The sequence below is a fragment of the Paenibacillus sabuli genome (assembly GCF_014705605.1).
GTDB classification, from domain to species: domain Bacteria; phylum Bacillota; class Bacilli; order Paenibacillales; family Paenibacillaceae; genus Paenibacillus_D; species Paenibacillus_D sabuli.
On sequence record NZ_JACXIZ010000041.1, the window covers coordinates 1 to 20,595 of the forward strand.

Annotated in this window: 18 protein-coding genes; 1 reads left to right on the forward strand and 17 read right to left on the reverse strand. The window is 48.1% G+C overall.

Translation table 11 applies throughout. The features are described from left to right. Positions 1 to 2,133 (reverse strand): FAD-dependent oxidoreductase (locus tag IDH44_RS20330; protein WP_190920654.1); only part of this gene is annotated, 2,133 nt, incomplete at its 3' end. 190 nt (positions 2,134 to 2,323) lie between these two features. Between IDH44_RS20330 and IDH44_RS20335 the strand changes: the two genes are divergently transcribed. Continuing rightward, positions 2,324 to 3,421: an AraC family transcriptional regulator gene (locus tag IDH44_RS20335; protein ID WP_190920655.1), complete on the forward strand. Its 1,098-nt coding sequence runs from the start codon at positions 2,324 to 2,326 to the stop codon at positions 3,419 to 3,421. Positions 3,422 to 3,829: 408 nt separating this feature from the next. Here IDH44_RS20335 and IDH44_RS20340 read toward each other — a convergent pair whose 3' ends face one another. The 16 genes from IDH44_RS20340 to IDH44_RS20415 form a co-directional block, all read right to left on the reverse strand. Next, complete coding sequence (locus IDH44_RS20340) at positions 3,830 to 4,588, reverse strand: MerR family transcriptional regulator (RefSeq protein WP_190920656.1); 759 nt, start codon at positions 4,586 to 4,588, stop codon at positions 3,830 to 3,832. A gap of 141 nt (positions 4,589 to 4,729) precedes the next feature. Continuing rightward, complete coding sequence (locus IDH44_RS20345) at positions 4,730 to 5,698, reverse strand: RpnC/YadD family protein (protein ID WP_190920657.1); 969 nt, start codon at positions 5,696 to 5,698, stop codon at positions 4,730 to 4,732. An 80-nt stretch (positions 5,699 to 5,778) separates the two neighbouring features. Further along, positions 5,779 to 6,813 (reverse strand): copper amine oxidase N-terminal domain-containing protein, encoded by a 1,035-nt coding sequence (locus IDH44_RS20350; protein WP_190920658.1) that lies wholly within the window; start codon positions 6,811 to 6,813, stop codon positions 5,779 to 5,781. A 39-nt stretch (positions 6,814 to 6,852) separates the two neighbouring features. Next, positions 6,853 to 7,800, reverse strand: a complete 948-nt coding sequence (locus tag IDH44_RS20355; protein ID WP_190920659.1) for a hypothetical protein — start codon at positions 7,798 to 7,800, stop codon at positions 6,853 to 6,855. A gap of 54 nt (positions 7,801 to 7,854) precedes the next feature. Further along, a complete protein-coding gene (locus tag IDH44_RS20360) occupies positions 7,855 to 8,331 on the reverse strand; it encodes a VanZ family protein (protein WP_190920660.1) in 477 nt (158 codons plus the stop codon). 81 nt (positions 8,332 to 8,412) lie between these two features. After that, complete coding sequence (locus tag IDH44_RS20365; protein ID WP_190920661.1) at positions 8,413 to 9,441, reverse strand: SDR family NAD(P)-dependent oxidoreductase; 1,029 nt, start codon at positions 9,439 to 9,441, stop codon at positions 8,413 to 8,415. Further along, positions 9,434 to 10,792 carry a UDP-glucose dehydrogenase family protein gene (locus IDH44_RS20370; RefSeq protein WP_190920662.1) on the reverse strand — a complete coding sequence of 453 codons (1,359 nt, stop codon included), beginning with the start codon at positions 10,790 to 10,792 and terminating at the stop codon, positions 9,434 to 9,436. Before IDH44_RS20370 ends, IDH44_RS20365 begins: the two co-directional genes overlap by 8 nt. A 15-nt stretch (positions 10,793 to 10,807) precedes the next feature. After that, the gene (locus IDH44_RS20375; protein WP_190920663.1) at positions 10,808 to 12,130 is read right to left on the reverse strand and encodes a nucleotide sugar dehydrogenase; all 1,323 of its coding nucleotides are present in this window, start codon (positions 12,128 to 12,130) and stop codon (positions 10,808 to 10,810) included. Positions 12,131 to 12,132: 2 nt separating this feature from the next. Further along, positions 12,133 to 13,416 carry an oligosaccharide flippase family protein gene (locus IDH44_RS20380; protein WP_190920664.1) on the reverse strand — a complete coding sequence of 428 codons (1,284 nt, stop codon included), beginning with the start codon at positions 13,414 to 13,416 and terminating at the stop codon, positions 12,133 to 12,135. Positions 13,417 to 13,436: 20 nt separating this feature from the next. Continuing rightward, positions 13,437 to 14,570 (reverse strand): glycosyltransferase family 4 protein, encoded by a 1,134-nt coding sequence (locus tag IDH44_RS20385; protein ID WP_190920665.1) that lies wholly within the window; start codon positions 14,568 to 14,570, stop codon positions 13,437 to 13,439. Positions 14,571 to 14,601: 31 nt separating this feature from the next. After that, on the reverse strand, positions 14,602 to 15,714 hold the full coding sequence (locus tag IDH44_RS20390) for a glycosyltransferase (protein WP_190920666.1): 1,113 nt from the start codon (positions 15,712 to 15,714) through the stop codon (positions 14,602 to 14,604). A gap of 30 nt (positions 15,715 to 15,744) precedes the next feature. Continuing rightward, the gene (locus IDH44_RS20395; protein WP_190920667.1) at positions 15,745 to 16,884 is read right to left on the reverse strand and encodes an O-antigen ligase family protein; all 1,140 of its coding nucleotides are present in this window, start codon (positions 16,882 to 16,884) and stop codon (positions 15,745 to 15,747) included. A 143-nt stretch (positions 16,885 to 17,027) separates the two neighbouring features. Further along, positions 17,028 to 18,212, reverse strand: a complete 1,185-nt coding sequence (locus tag IDH44_RS20400) for a glycosyltransferase (protein ID WP_190920668.1) — start codon at positions 18,210 to 18,212, stop codon at positions 17,028 to 17,030. A 14-nt stretch (positions 18,213 to 18,226) separates the two neighbouring features. Next, the gene (locus tag IDH44_RS20405; protein WP_190920669.1) at positions 18,227 to 19,042 is read right to left on the reverse strand and encodes a glycosyltransferase; all 816 of its coding nucleotides are present in this window, start codon (positions 19,040 to 19,042) and stop codon (positions 18,227 to 18,229) included. A gap of 48 nt (positions 19,043 to 19,090) precedes the next feature. After that, positions 19,091 to 19,978, reverse strand: a complete 888-nt coding sequence (locus tag IDH44_RS20410) for an NAD-dependent epimerase/dehydratase family protein (protein WP_190920670.1) — start codon at positions 19,976 to 19,978, stop codon at positions 19,091 to 19,093. After that, complete coding sequence (locus IDH44_RS20415) at positions 19,975 to 20,595, reverse strand: sugar transferase (RefSeq protein ID WP_190920671.1); 621 nt, start codon at positions 20,593 to 20,595, stop codon at positions 19,975 to 19,977. The genes IDH44_RS20410 and IDH44_RS20415 overlap by 4 nt, the downstream gene beginning before the upstream one ends.

Here is a 20,595-nt window from a genome sequence, read left to right on the forward strand (position 1 = left end):
GCCGCTCGCCAGCGCGGGCAGGTCGACGAACATGCGGCGCGCCCGCGTGAGCTCCCAGCCGAGCATCGCGCCGCGCTCCACCAGCGCGACGCGGCCGCCCCCACGCGCCAGCGCCGCAGCGGCCGCGCACCCCGTCACTCCGCCGCCCACGACGATGGTGTCGTAGTGGGCCAGGCAAGGCGCTCCGTCCGGCGCGGCGGCATGATTCGCATCATGGCGCTCCGCTGCATGGCGCTCTGCTTCGCCAACGACGTGCCGCTGCATCCGGGCAAGGCTGAGGCTCGCCGCCCTGCGCGCATGCCGTCTCGGGTCGCGTACATACCGTGCAGCGATTGCCTCGCCGTCGACGCCTAGCACCTGCAGCAGCTCGCCGGCCGTCAGCTCGAGACTCCAGCGCAGCGAGCTCGCCGCCGTCGAGGTATGCTCACCCCACAGCCGGTAGTCCTCGCCGAGCTCCGGTCGCGCCAGCATCGCGCCGAGCGCGCTTCGCAGCGACGCCTGCGCCTCGGAATCGAGCTGTGTTGCAATGGCGAGGCCGTAGCGCAGCACATACAACAGATCCGTGCTGACGACCGTCTCCGCCAATAGGGTCGGCAGCTCGGATGCGGCGGCCGCAGAGCGGACGCGCGTCATAGCGATCAGCGCAGCCACCCAATAAGGCGCCCCTTTGTTGTAGCGGCGATCTGCGGTCAGCTCGTCGTCGCGACGGCGCACGAGGTCCGCGCAGACGGCGAGGCCGTCGGCATGACCGTGCAAGGCAAGCGCCAGACCGAGCGCCCGACGGCGGCGACTCCCTGGCTCGGCTGCTGCGCATTCGGCCGCTGTTGCGCCACACACTGGCTCGGCAGGAGCATGTGCGAGCCACCACAGAGCCGCGCCGCTGTCCGGACCGCCCAGCGCCTCGATCAGCTCGGCGATGCGCTCCGGATCGCCGAGCGTCGGTTCGGTGAGCGGCTGGTCACGCTTCCTGCCGCCTGGGACCGCACGCGGTCGGGATGCTCGCGTCAGATTGTCCGTAGCGAGCACGCCGCGCGCCACCAAGCGCTCCTGCAGACGCGTGACATTGAGGGTGCGCGGCATCACTCCGAGTCGGACGCTCAACGCAGCGGCTACACCGGCGACCTCTCCGACTTTGTACATATCGCGTTGCATGCGCAGTGCAATTCCCGCATCATGATCGACCGACAGCGCGCGGCAGCCGACGAGCAGCCCGTCCACGCTGCGCGGCAAAAAACAGCGATACGGCACATCTCCGCCGATCGGCTGCTTGAACAGACCGCAGATCGATACCCAGAGCTGGGCCGAATCACTCTCGTTGGCATAATCGAAAGCATGATTGTCATAGTGAGATAAACAGGTCAGCACGACATCCGGGAAGCGCCGGTCAAAGGCAAAATCGGCATGCGTCAGCCGATAATCCCCCTCGATAAGCCGGCCTTCGCGTATGCCGATCATCGGACTGAGGTCGAGGTAATGGCGGGAGCGCGCATCCTCATCCGGCAGCCACGCGTATCGGCGCCCGTCGCGATGCGCCCGCGAGAATTCGCGCACATCGGTCGGATCGGTCCATCCCGCATCGAAATTAACATAGCGCAGCACGCCGTGCTCATCCACATAGCGCGGAATATACGAGTACGTATGGAGGGCGCCGTCCCGCTCGCGGCCGAGCGTATAGGCAGCGCCCGCCAGCGCGGCGACATCCCCGTCGCCGGTGGCGTCGATGACGACCCGGGCTTCGATCTCGAGCGGACCTTCTTCCGTCTCGGCCACGACGCCTGTCACGCGCCCGTCCACCACACGCACCTCGGCGACGATCGCGCCGCCCCGGACGACGACGCCCGCTTCCTCCGCCAGCTCGGTCAGCGCCGCTCTGCGGCCTTCCGGGTGGAAGCCGCGCACCTTGCCGCCCAGCCGCGCTTGCCGCTCCCTTACGAAGCGGTCCACCTGCTCTTGCATGCCGCCGCCGGAGCCGTGGTAATAGTGATGGATGCCCGCTCGCGTTCCCGTCCCGCCAAGCGCGTGGTCTTGCTCCAGCAGAATGACGCCCGCGCCTTCCTCCGCAGCCGCCAATGCCGCGATCATGCCTGCGGTCCCGCCCCCGGCGACCAGGACCTCCGTATGCATGCGTTCCATTGCCTGCTCCTCCTTTTTAGACTATCTTCTTACTATACTTAGCCTAGCGCGGAGAAAGCTCCAGCTCAAGCTGTCAAAGCAGGTCATTTTTTAACCATTTTCGGAAAATCTCCATCAACAACTATGGTATACTGCATAAAAAGGTTAATAAAGACAAAAGGCGTTGGAGGGAAGGGAGAGAGACGAGCTTATGACGGAAGTGCGTTATACCTTTGACAAGCTGAACCACACCCTGCTGTTGCACAGCTGCGTCTTTGGCAGCCGCCCGGCGGGCGTCGGCTACAAGCGTCACCGCAATCGGATGTTCGAGCTCTTTGCCTGCCGCGAAGGCGAGGTTGTCGCTCGCGTCGGCAGACGCTCCCGCCTTATGAGAGCTGGCGACTGGGCCTGCATTCGGCCCGGCGTCGGGCACGAATTTTTTCACTCGGGCGATGGGGCGTACACGTTCTTTCACTTGCACTTCGATATCGACGATCAGGAGCTGCGCGCCAGGCTCTACACTCCAGGGCGTATCTATATCGAGGCCACTGAGCCGGCCGCCGGCCGACTGGACGAATGCGCGGCGCAGATCGAGCGTCTGCTGCCCCCCGGCTGGAACATTGCGGGGGGTGACTCGGCAGCTAAGCCGGACGACAGAAGAAAGACAGTCCCCAGCGCGAAGGAGGAAGATGCTGCGACGAATGGAGCGCACGCACAGACCGAGGAAAGCGCCCAAGCTCTCAAGTTCGAAATAACGGCCCGGGGCATTCACACGCGGCTGTCGGTCACGGGGCGGCTGGCGCTGCAGGCGCATGTCTTGCTGCTCATCCGCGAGCTGACGGAGGCGCTCGGATCGGAGTCGTCCACGCAGCCGGCGCTAGCGCGGGAGGGAGCGAGCCCCTACCGGACCGAGCTAGCGCAGCAGATCGAGGAGCAGCTCGGACAGTTGGTTCAGCGGAGCGGAACCATCAAGGACGTCGCCAGTGGGCTCGGCATCAGCGAAGACCGGATGGCGAAGGTGTTTCGAAGCGTGTACGGCATTTCCCCTCGGCAATACGTGAGCGAGCACAAGCTTGCGAAGGCCAGGGAGCTGCTAATCAGCACGACCCTGCCCGTAGGCGCAATCGCGACGCGTCTCGGCTTCGGCTCGCCGCAGCACTTCTCGCGACAGTTCCGCCGCTGGACAGGCGCCGCGCCGGGCAGCCTGCGTCCGTCCACCCCTTCGGAGGAGCGGGTGACAGCCGAGCCCGTGGACGCGGCCGCCGCGGGGACATCGCCATCCGATGGACCTCCTGCGACGGACGGGTAGGCGACGGCGGACGATTGAGCGGCAGACGAGCGTCGAGATGGACTATGGACTGCGAAACGCCCCTCCTTTGGAGAAACGATCCTCCCCTCTCATACCTTCTACGGCTAACGGTTGCGGCAGCCGCTAGCGCCATCATCTCCTACCATCACCCCGCCAGTCCGACTACCATCACCTCACTAGACCGCCCACCGTCATCCCCTCACCAGTCCGTCTACCTTCACGCAGGCACAGGCAGTATTCTAAGCGGCGTGAAATTGGCTGGAGGCGCAATCTTCCTAGCTGCAGCTCTCCTCCCGATTGAGTCACAGTGACGCAATCGAGCAGGCCAGGCGTTTGCCTGGCCTGCTCGATTAAAAAGAGCCAACCTGTTCATACAAAGGGGCGCGCTTATGCCAATGGGCCATCCACTCAGGTGCTCGTGAAGATGCGCACCGCATCGCGCAGGAAGACCGCCGTCCCCGGCTGCTTGGCGTCGTAGTGCGCCGTGAAGCGCGGATCGTCGACGTACATTTGCGCCACGCCCGCATGGGCTTCCTTCGTATACGTCGGCCAATAGAAGCTCAGCCACTGCTTGTGCAGCTCGGCCGCGCGCTGCGCCTGCTCGCTGGCCGGGTCGCCCGTCCGGACGGCCTCCGCCAGCGTAGTATACAGCTCCTCCGTCAAGCGTTCCTGCTCCTCGTGTTGCGCCTTCGTCATGCCGAGCAGCTTGGCGTTAGCTTGCTCCACGACCTCGTCGCCATAGCGGGAACGCGTCTCGCCCCCGTATTGCGCCTCATTGTCCTCTACCATCTTTTTCTTGAAGCCTTCGAATTTCTGATCGTCGGTCATGCTCCCTCTTCCTTCCTTGACGGCCAGCGTCCGTTCGAGATTGCGAATCAGCGCGTCCAGCTGTCTGCGTTCGTTCAGGAGATGCTCGCGGTGCGACCGCAGCGCGCCCAGCGCGTCATGCTCCGGCGAAGCGAGGATCGCCCTCACATCCTCCAGCTTCACCCCGAGCTCGCAGTAGAACCGAATCTGCTGCAGCAGATCGACCTCCTCGGGCCCATAGATCCGGTAGCCCGACGAATTGACCCTGGCCGGCTTCAGCAAGCCAATTTCGTCGTAGTACCGCAGGGTGCGGGCGCTGACACCTGCAAGCCGCGCGAGCTTTTGCACGGTGTATTCCATCGTGTATCCCTCCTGACAATTCACAGTATACCGGGTTGACGCAGCGTCAAGGTCAAGGGGTAGGACAAAAAAAGAGCCGATCCCGATAACCTTGAGACGGCTCTTGCTCGTTAGACCCATTACATGTGCCTGGAATACCCGCTACTCCTGGAGAATTCGCTCAATCACCGCTTCCGCCGCGTTCAGGCTGTTCACCTTGAAGATTTCGTCGACGATCTGCTCCAAATGTTCCAGCCGTCTGACCGCCATCACCTTCTGTTGAAGGCCCTTCGATGGCTCGCCATATTGCGCCGCAAGAAACCGGCAGATAAATTCGGCTTTGCCTTCTGCTTTACCTTCTGCTTTACCTTCTGCTTTACCTTCTGCTTTCCATTTCAGCTTGCCTTTCTCTTCCGCCTCTTTTGCCCAATACGTTTTCAATTCCATGATTCGGGCCTCCTCTCGGGGATGCAGCTCGTGCATATGTGCTTGAAGTTGCTTCTCTTCCGTCTCGTCCCAGCCAAAGTAGGTTTCAAAAAAGCCGGCGATCAGCGCTTGTCGGGCAGGGTCCAGTTCAAGTCTCACCATCATGCGCAAAAATTCGAACTTGACCTGAACTCTTTCTTCCGGCCGATACCCCATTTTGCTCAAAAGCGCACAAGCGACCGGATTATCTTGTTGTACATATTCTTTCCAGTTTTTCTGGTTTAACTCCAGCTTGAAGAAGCGAAATCGCAGCACGTCCAGGAACGGAAAGCCAAGCCGGAATTCGTCCGACTCCTCCCGCTTTGGCTCGTAGCTGAAGATGGCGATCGGCACAATCCGGCGGCGGTACTTCTCGTATAATCGGCTGAAATAGACAAACATCCGCTCTTCAAAGCTGGCCTGGACATACGCTTGCGGCTCGATGTGGACGATGATAAGCCCGTCCTCGCCTTTCAGCTTCGTTTGAACCAAGAGGTCGACCCGCCGCTTATCCCCGGAGGTCACATCCGTAAATACTTCCTCGGATAAAAAAACAGATTCCGTGAAATCAATAGACGCATGCGCTTCGGGAAAAAACAAAAGCATGAACTCTTCAAAAAACGTCTGGATCAGTTCCTTGAACAAACGATCATGGTCGATTGGCATGCTGCAAGCCTCCCGCACTTCTTGACCTTATTATAGCAAAAAAAGACGGAGTTGGCTGAATATTATGATAAATTCTCCGCTCAGCCCGCAAGCTGCTCCACCAGCTCGCGTCCCGCCTCCAACTCCGCCTCGAACTCGTCGCGGAACGCATCGAGGATCGCCGCGCTGTGGCCGATCGCTTCGAGCTCGTCTGCGGCACTGGCCATGATGCGTTCGAAGTCGGCCGTGCACGCCGCCACCTCGTCCTGGCCCTCGGCCAGCAAGCGCTCGCGCTCGGCGCTGTCGGCGCTCAAATATTGCACCCCGAGCGCCAAGGCCGCCGACTTGCAGGCGGAGCGCAGCGCGTCCAGCTCGTCGTAGGCCGCTTGCTTGATCCGCTGCGCTTCATCGTCGTCTGTGTCGTCATCCCCGCCGCCGGGAGCAGGACCGGGAAGGATCGGATTGCCGCCCGGCCCGCCAGGCGTCGGCGCAGGCACGGACTGAGGCGCTTCGCCGTCAGGCGCCTCCCCGTCAGTGCCCGACTCGTCCGGCTGCACCGACGGGTCAGGCTGCTCCAGCCGTGCGAGATAGGCCGGCGACTCGGCCGTGAGCGCCTTGGCCTGATTATCCCAGCCGATGCGGGCGCCGACCGCCTCCGAGAGGAAGCGCAGCGGCACATAGGTGAAGCCGTCCACATTGTAGATCGGCGTGCTCGCCGGCAGCGTCACCGATTCGCCGAGCACGACCAGGTTCACGGACGACGGCGCCGCGGTCAACGTCTCCACCGGGTACGGTTGCGGCTCCGTCTGCGCAGCGTGTCCCAGCCACTCGCGCAGCTCCTCGCGCTGCGCAGGCGTCGGCTCCGAGAGCGTGACCGTGCGGGTCGACGACGTCCAGGTGACCTGCTTTTGCAGCGCATTGGCCGCCAGGCGCAGCGGAATATACGTCGTGCCTTTGTGAATGAAGGCATATTGTCCATTGGGCAGCGACACGCGCGCCCCGTCGAAGTGCATGCTGACGTAGCGCGACTGCACCTGAATCGCCTCGCGGCCTTCGCCCGCGGCACCAGCAGTAGGAGCCACCGCCCCGCTCAGCAGGGCTGTGCCAAGCACAAGACCGAGCCATTTCTTCCTCATCTGTCCTCCACCCTTTCGCGATCTGATCTTCGTCAACTACTAGCCTTCGCCGCCGGCCGACAGCTCCGAGAGAATGCGTCCGAGCGCTTCGGCCTGCGCGGCCGCCTTGGCCGATTCGTAGCTGGCGCTCCAGTCGGGCATGCTGCCTGCGGACAGTCCCGCGTCGCGGTAGTCCGCGCGGGCGTCCTGGAGGATCCCCTGGAACGAAGCGTCGCATTCCGCTTCCGCCTCGGCCACCTTGCCGAGATAAGCTTGCTGAATCTGCTGCAGCTCGCCGCCGCTCCCGAGCTCGCCCAGGATCTGATTGACCAGCGCATCGGACTGGCTGGCGCAAGCGCGCTGCAGCTCCTGCAGACGCCCGGTATAGCGCGCGTCCAGCTCCGCCTTGGCGGCAGCGTCCCCGTCGTCCGTCTCGGTCTGCCCACCGACAGCGGGAGGCGTGTCCGATGGCGCGTCCGACGGATCGGCAGACGGGTCCGACGGCGCAGACGGGGTGTCGCCTGCTCCTCCTCCTGCGGACGATTCGCCAGTAGCAGGCGATTCGCCCGCCGCATCGTCATCGGCAGAGCCGCCCGCATCCGCAGGGGATTGCGTCTCGTCCGGATGACCGTCGATGCGCCCTTCGCCGCTCGCCCCATCCGACGAGACTGGAGAATTCGGCGCCCCATCCCCGGCATCGTCCGTAGACGCGGCGCGATCCGGCGGAGGCACGGAGCCGCCCCCGTCTTCGCCGTCAGTACCGTCTCCCCCAGCTGTGCCGCCCTCGCCCGTTCCTTCCGGACTCGATTGCTCATCGCCAGACTGCTGCGCCACCGCGGGCGCCTCTTCATCCAGGCCCAGCCTGTCCCGCGCCTGCTCCGGCGTGAGCGAGCTCGCGTACCAATAGCTGCCTCCGACGACCAGCCCGGCGAACAGCACCAGCCCGATGGCCCCCCACAGGATACGCTTGCGCCATGGCTGCGGTTGTCGGGTAGTGGAATGCTTCATGGCATTCAGCTCCTTCCTGTTCCTCTCGCTTGCTCACACTGGTCACGCTCCGCGTCATCGATTACCCGAATCGGGCGCGTCCTTGGGTCCCCTGCGCCTGCGGAGCCGACTGCCCAAGGCGTACAAGCCGACGCCGAGCGATGCGCCGGCGCTGTCGATCAGCACGTCCCGCACCTGTGCGCCCCGCCCGGGCACGAACATCTGATGCACCTCGTCCGCCACCGCGTACAGCACGCATAGCAGCAGCGCCAAGCCTGCCGAGCGCCAGAGCCGGATACGGAGACTGCGCAGCGCCAGCATCGCGACGAAGCCCATGCCCAGATAGATGAAGAAGTGCGCATTCTTGCGCACGATATGGTTCAGACTGCGCGTATCCCAGCTTGCATCCGGCGCCACCCAGCCCAGCACGGACGCGATGGCCCGGGAGAAGCCGTCGCTCAGCTCGCGGGAGGTCGACGCCGGCTGATGCGACAGCATGAAGATCAGCCCCATCGCCAGCACGACCAGCAGCCATTTCAAGCTTGTGCGCATAGGCGGTCGTCCTTTCTTGCAGCCTCCAACGGGCCGCGTTCGTCCGCGCGTATTCGATTGCCACGCCGGCCTTTATGCAGATTACGACTTGCGGCCGTAATAGGCCACATACCAATCCGCGAAATGCTGGAGCCCGACCTCGATCGGCGTCTCCGGCTTAAAGCCGATCGCCTCCTGCAAGTGCGCAGTCGAGGCATAGGTGGCCGGAACGTCGCCGGGCTTGAGCGGCTCGAATATTTTCTCGAACGTTACACCTTGCCCCATCGCCTTGGACAAGGCGCGTTCCAAGGCTTCGATGAAGGTCATCAGCTTCTCGGGTCGGTTGTTGCCAATATTGTACACCTTGTGCCGCGGCTGCTCGGCCGGAGGGCGCCCGATCAGGCGCTCGATACCGGTCACGATGTCTTCGATGTATGTAAAATCGCGATACAGATCGTGTTCAAAATCGCCGTTGTTGAAAATCCGAATCGGCTTGCCCGCAAAATAACTGTCGGCGAACCCGAAATACGCCATGTCCGGACGGCCCATCGGGCCATATACCGTAAAAAAACGCAGCCCCGTCGCAGGGATGTTGTACAAATGGCTATACGTATGGGCCATCAGCTCGTTCGATTTTTTGGTGGCGGCATAGAGGGAGACCGGATGATCGACAAAATCCGTCTCCTCAAACGGCACCTTCTTGTTCGCTCCGTATACCGAGCTGGAGGAAGCATACAGCAAGTGCTCGACCGGGTAATGCCGACACGCTTCCAGCAGATTAAAAAATCCGATCAGGTTGGTCTGAATGTAGACATCGGGATTCTCAATCGAATACCGCACACCGGCTTGCGCCGCCAGGTGGATCACCACCCGGGGGCGATGGGCAGCGAACACGTCCGTCAACGACGCCTTGTCCGCAACATCCACATGGGCGAACGCGAAGTTGTCATAAGGATGGAGCATGTCCAGCCGTGCTTGCTTCAAGCCGACATCGTAGTAATCGTTCAGATTGTCTACACCGATGACACGGCAGCCCTGCTCCAATAATCGCTTGGACAAGAAGGAGCCGATAAATCCGGCTGCACCGGTAATGAGATAAACGCCGTCTTCGGATACGCTCGGATTAGCCAAGGATCTTCGACTCCTTTACGCGGCTTCGCAGGGAGGGCTCCCGGCCAATCGAATGGTACTCCACGTTCGCATCTCGCATCTGCGCCACCTCATACAGATTGCGGCCGTCGTAGACCAGCGGCGTCCGCATCAGCCGGTGATAGGCTTCCGGAGCCAGCTGCCGGATCTCTCCCCACTCCGTCAGAATGAAGCAGACATTCGCCTCCGTGAGCGCTTCCTCGGGGTCGGACACATAACGAATGCTGCCCTTGCCATGCGCGCCTTCCGGATACAGCCGCGCAAAGTTGGCTGCGCCGACGGGATCATACGCATGCACCTCCGCGCCTTGCTCCAGCAGGAGCGGCACATTTTCCAGCGAAGCCGCCTCGCGCAGATCGTCGGTGCCGGGCTTGAAGGTCAGACCGAGCACCGCCACCTTGAGGCCGTTGAACGTAATCAGGCGCTTGCTCGCCTTCTTGTAAAGCATCGTCTTCTGATCCGCGTTGACGCGGATCGCCGATTGCACCGTGCGCAGCTCGTAGCCGTGCTGACTGGCCAGATTGGCCAAGGCCTTCGTATCCTTGGGAAAGCAGGAGCCGCCGAAGCCGATTCCCGCGTTCAAGAACTGATTGCCGATGCGGGGATCGTAGCCCATGCCCTGCGCCACATCCTGAATGTCCGCGCCGACCAGCTCGCACAGATTGGCGATATCGTTCATGTAGGAGATCTTCAGCGCGAGGAAATCATTCGACGCATACTTGATCATCTCTGCGGAACGGCGGTTCACCGCGACAATCGGCAGCTGAAACGGCGCGTAGATGCGTCGCAGCAGCTCCTCGGCCCATGCGCTTTCCGTTCCGATAATGATGCGCTCGGCATGGAGCGTATCATGGACGGCCGAGCCTTGCGCCAGGAACTCGGGATTCGAGGCTACCTCCACCTTCACATCGTGTACGAGGAAGTCGCGAATGAATTGCTCGACCTTGTCGTTCGTGCCGACCGGCACCGTCGACTTCACGACGACCAGACAATCCTGCTCGATGGACTCGGCGATCTGCCGGGCGACAGTGGCGATATAGGACAGATTGGCCGAGCCATCCGGCTGCTCCGGGGTGCCGACGCCAATGAAGATCGCATCAGCCGCGCGATAAGCAGCTTGATAGTCGGTCGTATACTGGATCCGGCCCGCAGCGTAATTTTTGCGCATCAGCTCTTCGAGACCGGTCTCGTATATGGGAGATATGCCGTCGCGTAGTAGATTCACTTTATCTTCATCAATGTCAACGCAGGTGACGTGGTGCCCCATCTCGGCAAAACACACGCCTGCCACAAGGCCGACATAGCCGGTTCCGGCTACTGCTAGATTTGTCATTCTTCATCCCTCTTTTTAAAGTCTCCAGTATGTAAAGCCCTCATCAGTATATTTTTCCTTGTCATATATACTCTTAACATCAATAATAATTTTTTCACTTTTATCATTTTCTTCTTTAAAAAACGACTTGAAATCACTGCATTTCAAGTTTTTATAATCATAATGCCCTACAGCTATAACAATACAATCTACGTTTTTAATTTCTCGAAGTTCAACTAAATCAATCTTTAATTTCTCTTTTACTTCTTCTTTATTTGCTCTAGGGTCTGATACCATAATTTTAATTCCGTACTCTTCTAACGTTGATATAATATCAATAACTCGAGTATTTCGTATATCCGGACAATTCTCTTTAAATGTAATACCTAATATAGCTACTCTGGTTTTATTAACAATCTTTCCAGCTAAAATTAATTGTTTTAAAATTGAGTCTGCTATGAATTTACTCATCCCATCATTTATTTTTCTTCCAGATAAAATTATTTGACTATGATAACCTAAACGCTCAGCTTGATATATAAAATAGTATGGGTCAACACCAATACAGTGTCCCCCTACTAATCCCGGGTAATATCTGAGTGCGTTCCACTTTGTGTTCATGGCATCTATAACTTCTTTAGTATCAATCCCCATCTTATCGAACACCATTGCTAATTCATTCATAAATGCAATATTAATGTCTCTCTGACTATTTTCAACTACTTTGGCAGCTTCAGCCACCTTTATTGAACTTGCTATGTAAACACCTGCTCTAATAATCAAACCGTAAATTTTACTTATAGTTTCAGTGCACAGTTCATCAGTACTTGACACGATTTTAATAATATTCTCTAGAGTATGAACAGTGTCACCTGGATTTATTCTCTCAGGAGAGTAGCCTACTTGAAAATCTACTCCGCATTTCAATCCTGATTCACGCTCTAATATAGGAATACAAATATCCTCCGTGACTCCTGGGTAAACTGTTGATTCATAAACAACAATCGAATTTTTCACCAAGTTTTTCCCAACAATAGAACTAGCTTTTTCAACAGGTGTTAGGTTGGGTGTTTTATCTATATTAATTGGAGTAGGAACAGCAACAATATGAAACTTAGCTTCTCGCAAAAGAGAAGCATCTGAAGTGAATGATATTTTCGAACTCATAAGTTTAGTATTTCCAACTTCCTTTGTTGGATCTACTCCTTTTTTATAAGAATTGATTTTTTTTTCATCTAAGTCAAATCCAATTACATTAACTTTTTTTGAAAAGGCATATGCAAGAGGTAGTCCCACGTATCCTAGGCCAATAACTGAGATTCGTTCTCTTTTTTCTAATATTTCCTTAAACAAATCCATTTTTATAGTTCCCCATCTCTATTAATTTCCTTTATTTTCTCACCCAATATTTTTTGTGCAAAGAAATACAAAGTAAGTTGATATATAGACATTAATATAGAATACATAAATATAGTTAAATACTCATCAAACTGCATTAACCAAGCAGCCAAAAATAAAATGGCAATAGCAATGCTTTTTAAAATGTCAATTAGAATTTTTAATTTTTGCTTCTCAAAAATTTCATATATTCTACTCAAAGGAGCAAAAATTAATGTAAAAAATATCATTATTGCGCATATACTAGCAAATACCCCTGCTTTACTCCACTGGCTACCAAAGACGAGACTAAAGAGTTCTGGAGCAAAAAATATTAATACAAGTACAGGAATAGAACCAGCAAATATTAATTTTCTCATTAGTAATTGGGATAAATTTTTTAGTTTTGATGGGTCTGATCTTCCAATACTTGCAGCCTCAGAATAAAAAACATCTCCAACCGAAGTACCAATTAATCTTAATGGTATTCTAACAACTGTACTTGCTAGCCCAAAGTAACCGACAACTTGAGGGCCATATATTATTGACAAGAAAAGAATTGGAACCTTGATTGATAGACTATTAAGAATATGTGCAGGAAAATTATAAAGTGGAAAATCCTTGAATCTAATGAAGGAAGATAAAATCTCCGTCCATTTAATATATTTTAATTTGAAGAAATAACTTGAAAAATATTTTTTTGCAATGTTATATGCACCTAAACTTTCTTTTAGAATATTTCCAAATATTAATCCTGCTACACCTAATCCAGATAGCCCCAAAATAATATTTGATATACTCCCTACTACGCTTTGTTTAATGGTAGTTTTAGCGATAATTTTGAAATCTTTATTTCTATATGCCCACTGTTTAAATATCTGATATAGGCCTAATAAAGCAACGCCCAAAGGGAGTAAATAAATATAATGATCTAGAGGTTCTATCTTAAAAAACACTAATAATTCATCATGCCATAAGATAAATAGAATTAATAGCAATATTGCATGTGTAAATAATGCAAACATACTTAAAAAAGTAACATTTGCTGCGTTTTTGTCAGAATTAGAAATGGGAATTCCCATTTCTAATTTATAACCTCCAAAGGCTAATAAACCTAGCACTGTTGTGAATATTGTCAAAACACCGTATTCTTCTGGAGTATAGATTCTTGTAACTATTGGGGTAGCTAGAGTATTAATTATTTGAGCAAACGCAGTTCCACCTGCAACGAAGATTACACCTCGCAAAAAAGTATTATTTATCTTCATTCTTTCTAAAGGCTCCTCATCTATATTCTAAAACTATTTATAAGAGCATACCATTTTTCGATTTCTAATTCTTTCGAAAAATTTTTTTCCACAACTTCACGTCCATATAGACCGCATTGTATTCTTAATTCATTATCTGCAATATAAGTATTTATTGCTTCTCCCAAACTTTTTGGGGACTTTTTCTTAGCTATTAACCCACTATAATTCTGAGTTACAATCTCAGTGAAGGGAGAGATATCTGAACATATAACAGGACAACCGCATGACATCGCTTCAATTAAAGCCTTTCCTAATCCCTCAGAATGGGAAGGGAAGACGAAAAAATCACAATTCTTAAATTGAGTTATTAGTTGTTCTTGTTTTAACGGACCAGTAAACTCTAACTCGTGTCCCTTATTATATCTAGCAACCTTTGATGCTAGTTTATTAATGTATCTAATGTTTCCATTTCCACAAAGAACTATTTTTACAGATTTATCAATGAATTTCAAAGAATTAACCAGATCGTTTATACCTTTAGTCGGTTGAATATTTCCTGCATAAAGCACAATGAATTTTTCATTTTGTGCTTTCCTACCTTCGAAACTGTACTTATTCGTATCAACGCCCCTTGGAATGATTTCACATTTACTCAAGTCGAGTTTATAAGTCTCTATGCATGAGGACTGAACCGCACTTGAAATAGATATAATTTTATCTAATTTTGAAGCATAATTATGTACCAATAGTAATAACTTGATTGCGTCCAATACTGGAATTTTTCTCAATAAAATTTTTTTCAAAAAATTTACATAAAGTATTTTAGGTGCTATTTGTCCTTGATTTGAAATAAAAACAATATTCTGTCTACTCGCAATTGAAATTAAAGGAGAAATATTAATTATCCATCCAATAACCACTTTAAATTTATTTTTATCAATTATTTCTGAAAATAAACCCATGAAATTGATTGGATTCTCTCCATTTTTACCAGAAAAATAATAATATACATTTTTAGGTACTGTATAATTGCATTTTTTCGGTAGAACTCCTCCACTTAATATATGAACTTCTATGCCGCGTTCAGACAAGCCCCAAGCCAAATTTTCTAACCCAGTATTCATCCCTCTAGTTAACATGGAATTTTTTATAACAAACAAAACTTTTTCCATATATTCAAACTCCCAATACAATAGTGTAAATCTAATCTTTTTTTGTTACTTCAGCAAATAAATTTTCATATTCTAAAACAATTTTTTTTGCTTCAAAATGTTCTGCTCTTCTCAGTCCCTTTACCACAAAATCTTCTCTTTTTTTCTTACTCTTCAATAAAAAAATTATCTTTTCAGCTAAAATATCGGGTGATTGTACAGGTACAAGCAGTCCGAATTCATTATTTCCGATGATTTCTGACGGACCAGATTTACAATTGGTTGATATAACCGGTACTCCTACAGCCATTGCTTCTACTATTACATGACCAAAACCTTCCCATTTTGAGCTTAAAATAAAAATATCGGCTCTTTTCAAATATTTATACGGATTTCTTTTAAAACCCAAAAAAACAACATGATTATTCACGCCTAGACTAACTGTTAGATCTATTAATTGTTTTTCCATAGGTCCTTTTCCTAATATAAGCAATATTGCTCGTTCTGACTCCAAAACTTGACTGAATGACTTCAGTAATGTGTAATAGTCTTTTTGTTCTACTAACCTTCCTATTGCGATAATCACCTTGAAGTCTCCAGTAATATCAAATTCTGTTAAAACTTCTTTGCTCAACTCTTTAATTTTTAAAACTTCAACGGGATTATAAATAACATTAATTTTATTTTCTAAAATACAGAAATTATTAATCAGATCATCTTTTACTCCATTTGACAAAGCCACAACTTTCGAAGCACATAAATTATACAACATGTATGTAAGCAGCCTATTTACAATACTAACTTGTTTTGACTCAGTTCTATTGTTTGCTTCTCTCACAATAGCTGGAGCCTTAATGCGACCCAATAGTTTTGTTGTTAAAAGCATTATATTGTTATCAACTAAAGTTGAAAACATAATGTCAGGTTTCTCAAGATGAATTGTCTTCATTAATTTAAAAAAGCAGTTTCTAAGCTTAGTAGCATTGAGTTTCTTAATTTTAATATCATCACTAATTAAGTGCATATATTCATTATTATTATTTGATCCGAGTATTAATGTAATTTCAAATTTAGTTTTGTCAAGATTGTTAATGATATTAACAACTGTTCTCTCAGCTCCTCCGCCTTTTAAAGAAAAAATAAAAAAAACACATTTTACCTTCATTTAATCCTCCAAGTAACTTAATTGAGTTCTTTACGTTTGTTTTTCATTTGAATCTACATCATTTTTTTTGAGAACGTAATAAGTAAGTGCAGTGAGCCAAGCAAAAAGACCTGTTTGGAAATTCCCAATTCCATTTAAATATTGATCTTCAACTAACTGAGAAACAAAGAACGAAAAGAGTGCCCCACTATACAAAATAAGTTTTTTCCTTTGGGTTTTCTCAAGATTTGATTTAAACAAAGCCTTTTTCAATGAAAGGATTATTAAAGCAGCTGGCAGTATACATATAGCCAATAAGCCTAATAAACCAACCTCGGATAGCACCCTTAAATAGTGATTGTGAGAAGAATTAGCAATACTAAAATCGTAAAAAGAATACTCTTTTATTACCTCATTAGCATTCCACCATCCATACGAGCCTAACCATATATTAGATTTAAAACCTTCAATTAATATTTCCCAAGCTCGCTCTCTTTCACCAATTGAAGTTAATAATCTGCTAATAATTTGATCATTATCTGCTAAATAATACACCACTACTAAAAGTGATAATATAAAAAAACAAGTGGAAAAACTGTAAAATAATGATTTTTTTCTGTTAAAAGTATATTTTAATTTTGGGTTAAGCATAACTATTAAATAACATATAGCAATATAAAATATAAGTATAAGAAAACTAATAATTCTTCCTCGGGACATAGTCCAAAAAAGGATTACTACTGATAGTAATACTCCTACCACACTATACTTAATAAATAACCGATCAATTCTTAAATCCATAAACCAAACAAAACAGAACATGGATAACAAAGCCATCATTGTAGGCCCTATTCCTCCAGACATTCTCCATGTACTATCCCAATTCCAATGTGGAATAATTAAATTACCTACTAGCGATACAACTAATATGAACAATAAATGTACAGTGATTTGTTTTTTGTATTGTAAATTTTGATCCGCACGAGATATAAATGAACCAACTATATGAAACATGGCACCAAAGAGCAATATTACAAATAGTCCACTAAAGATTGAATATAGAGGATCTAAAGAAACAATATTTGTAATTACCATGATAATTAGAAGAATTAATATGTAGATATTAAAAATCTTTGTTTGTTTTGACCACAATGTTGCCCTTCGTTTGTCGATTTCCCATGTGCTGATCAAACAAACCATCCAAAAAATAAATGGAATTATCCATATTATAAAAATGAAATTATCCAAAATAGATAAAGTTCTCGTCGATAGAACAGTTGTTATGTAGGTTATCAGAAAATAATATATTGGTAACTTTTCTTTGTTTATTTTCATTAAAAGATTCCTTTTTGTGATTCCTGTATTTTTATCATATTTTCCCATTCAGGGATTATAATATCTTTCGAAAATTCACTTCCTCTTTTTAAACAATTTCCTTTAAAATCCGAATTCTTCCTTTCACTGTCGATTAATTTCACCATGTTATTCAGGCAAGTATTAAGAAAATTCACTTCTTTATTATAATCACCTTTACTGTCTGAAAGTCTAGGAAACAGATACCCATATTTAGTAAGCAAAATGTCTGAGTTATCGTAATCACAAACCTCCAACAGTTCCTTAGGTCCCGATTTACAATTTTTTGATATTATTGGAATTCCGACTGCTAGTGATTCTAATAGTACATTTGGGAAGCCTTCGTAATTAGAATTTAGTACAAATATTCGAGAAAATTTTAAATATTTAAAGGGATTATCCACATTCCCAATTAATATCACATTTTTCTCGAGCCGTAGCTTTGAAATATAATTGGATAGGCGCTCTCTTTGAGGACCTTCTCCAATTATTACAAGCTTATATTCGGAGTTGCGCTCTTTAAACTTGCTATAAGCCTCAATCAATTGTAATTGAGCTTTTTGGGTAGTTAAAGAACCAATATTTAAAATAATTGGGCTTTGAAATAATTCCTGATGTTCTAAGGGTAATTTTTCATTTTTCAAAAAATTAATCTTTTCTAGGTCAATTATGTTATAAATTACTTTTATTTTATGTTCCGGAATAGAGAAATTTTGAATTAAATCAAGCTTGGACTGGTGTGAATTTGTAATAATTAAATCAGCTTTGGGATAATATTTTTTAATCAAAATCTTTCTAAATGTATATTTGGGGTGTCGATACCTTTCGGACATAAAATTCCTTATAGAAATAATTGCTCTATGACCAGTCTTAAATGAAGATCTTATATTAATAATGTTGCTTCGTTCAAGAAAAGAAACAACAAGGTCCTGGGAATTGAATTTCGATTCAAGTTTTTTTGCAAACTGTATATCTCCATAAGGTCGTTTATAGATCTTCAACATATTTTCACTAAATTCATTAATTGGTTTACTTGTTGTTAGCTTATATTTCTTAACTCCTTCTAGAAGGAAAATTTCGTCAAATATATCTTGATTATTAATTAGATAAGTTGCTTGTCTTTCCGCTCCACCAAAGACTAAATTATCAATAATAAAAGCTCTCAAACCATGCACCTCCGTCAACTTCGCCTTGGATCCACTCTATTTATTAGTTTAGAAACTGGCCGCCGAATATAACTGGGTAATATCCCCTTAATGAAGGCTAAAGTTATACCAAAGTAGGCTAAGGGAGAAGCCTTGACTAATCTAGCCCCTTTAAAACCCATTTTAGCTTGCCCCAATTGCACTTTAAAATTATTTTTTTTATAATATTCCTCAGTAAATCTATAATATATTAATGGAACATCAAGGTTTGCAAATTTCAAACCTGCAGCACAACTTCTAAACCACAAATCGTAGTCTTGGCGCCTGTTCAGTTTAGCGTCATAGGAGCCAGCCCTTATAATCGAAGACCGTTTGAATAAAACTGTCGGATGGATTATTGGACATGTCCAAATTAACTTTACAATTTTACTGTGATCAGTAGGTACTTTTCTTAGTTCATTTTTCTCTCCAAATTCGTTTATATCAATTGCGTATCCTCCGAAAACATCCACATCTGGGTTTAATTCTACAAAACCCATTTGTTTCTCGAGCCTTCTTTTGAAAGCTATATCATCCGAGTCCATTCTTGCAATCCATGTCGAACCAATAAGTTCAACGCCCTTGGCAAGGTTTGCACTCAGTCCCTGTCTCATTGGATTGATAATTAGTTGTATTCTTTTATCTTTTTTGGCATAATATTTTAATATATCAGTGCTACCATCATTTGATGCATCATCAAAAATTAAAAAATCGAAATCACCATAACTTTGACTTAGAATGCTTTCAATGCTATCTTTTAAATACTTAGAATCATTATAAACGCTCATTAAAACCGTTAAATTAGGTTTCATGAATTCTCCTCTTTAATTTTTCTTTTTAAAAATAATGTATTGTTTACTTTATTGACCTCGCTCGGTCAGCCATATTGACTCTTTGAAACTGTAAACCCAGTAATTCTTCCTATAGGCCGACATTTCTTTTGAATATTTATAGGTTCCAAACAATTTGTTTAGCCGGTCCATTCTTTTTGAAAAAAGCTTTACAAGTGGATTAAACGCCTTTATAAAAATCATTTTTTTATTCTGAACGCGAGCAATCAAGCCCACGAGTTCTGTCGTGTTTACGTACTCCTCATTTTGAGGATGAAAGATTCCATGCTCCTGATGATCGATCAAGCACTGTATGAATGCACACAAATTCTCGATGTAGAGCATACTTCGTTGATTCTCAATCTTAGGAAAGATCGGCAATTTAGTTGCAAGCGCCGCCAGTTTGGGGAAATTCCCTTTGGAATTTCTACCATAGACCATGGGAGGACGGATAATAGCTACTTTGAAATGCTCACTGTGCAATGGCAGTATGCCTTGCTCAGCTTGCAACTTGCTATCCCCATAAAAACCGCTCGGACTAGGTTGTGTGTTTCTCGTGATAACAATGTTACCATTCTTTCGATTGCTTTCGCCAAAAACAATCATGCTGCTCAAAAAAATGAATTGCTTAACGCCTTCTCGCTTTGCTTTTTGCGCCAGTTGTATCGTCAAATCGCGATTAACCTTGTAATACAAAGACTCCTGATTCGCTTTGGCTTCAATGTGTGCAATACCAGCAACATGCAGAATCACATCGTACTTTGAAAAATCAGTTTCCACCCACTTCTCATCGCGGCATGAAAAATAAGCTGTTTCGAACTGTGGTTTATCCTTTACCCAATTCGAAAAATTATTGCCGATGTAACTGTTTTGAGCTGTTATTAAAATCTTAACTGGCTCGTTCGTTGTAGGTGTCATTTGGCAATAGACTCCTCGCCAGGCTTCGTTTGGTGGTTCCCGCCCTCGACGATTCCATCCCGTTTTAGCACGCTCACAATGGTTCCAGTGAAGCACTTCATATCCATTACAATACCAATGCTTTTCACATACTCACCATCCAATCGGGCTTTTTCCTCAATCTCCAGCTCATCCCGCCCATTAATTTGCGCCCATCCGGTAAGGCCGGGTAAAATCGCATTTGCCCCATATCGGTCGCGGGCCTCAAGCAAATCATTTTGATTCCAGAGTGCCGGTCTCGGTCCAACAACACTCATATGTCCGACGAAGATATTCCAGATCTGTGGCAGCTCGTCTAAACTAGACTTGCGTAGCCATTTTCCTGCCCTAGTGATGTATTGCTCCGGATTGGCTAGCAGATGCGTCGGCATATCCCGAGGCGTATCGATTTTCATTGTTCGAAACTTCAACATTTCAAAATGTGTTTTATGGATTCCGATACGTTTCTGCCTGAACAATACCGGGCCCTTGGAATCGACTTTTATTGCGATAATTAGAAATAAAAATACTGGCGATAACAAAAGCAAACCCAGTAATGAAAGCACCACATCTCCACATCGTTTGAGTATTAAATACAT